Origin of the sequence: Blautia sp. DFI.6.71, from assembly GCF_020593585.1 — a bacterium.
Classification (GTDB): domain Bacteria; phylum Bacillota; class Clostridia; order Lachnospirales; family Lachnospiraceae; genus Blautia_A; species Blautia_A wexlerae.
In genome coordinates this window covers 1-386 of sequence record NZ_JAJDMJ010000168.1, presented here as the reverse complement: position 1 = coordinate 386, position 386 = coordinate 1, and the positions used below count along the sequence as shown (strand labels likewise).

Annotated in this window: 1 protein-coding gene; it reads right to left on the bottom strand. The window is 40.2% G+C overall.

Annotated elements, in window-relative coordinates; translation table 11 throughout:
• The coding region (locus tag LJE12_RS19755) for a hypothetical protein (RefSeq protein WP_227292416.1) at nucleotides 1-302 on the bottom strand (302 nt) is incomplete at its 3' end.
• Nucleotides 303-386: the final 84 nt, after the last annotated feature.

Here is a 386-nt window from a genome sequence, read left to right as displayed (position 1 = left end):
ATCGAATCAAACCTTTCCTTAACCATCTTCGCAGCAGGCAAAATTACCTCAGCACTGGAGTCAGAAGATACGCTGGAATCTTCTGCGCTAGAATCAAGACCATACGGCCTACCGGTTGTGAGAGATTCCATGGGCCTTATGACATATCCTGGAAAGAGTAGCTCATCAGACTTACGTTTACTCTCTATATCAATATCTACATCAGGAGCAATCATTTCAATAAACAGCCGACATACATCCCAGACGCTATAAGCTGTACGTGCTTTTACCGTCAGATTCTTGGCTGTTTCAATGTCGTCCATTTTGGTTTTCTTTTACCAGTATTGTTCGTTTGATAATGTATTATTGCTTATTACATTATAAAATCTGTGCAGATCACATGTCAA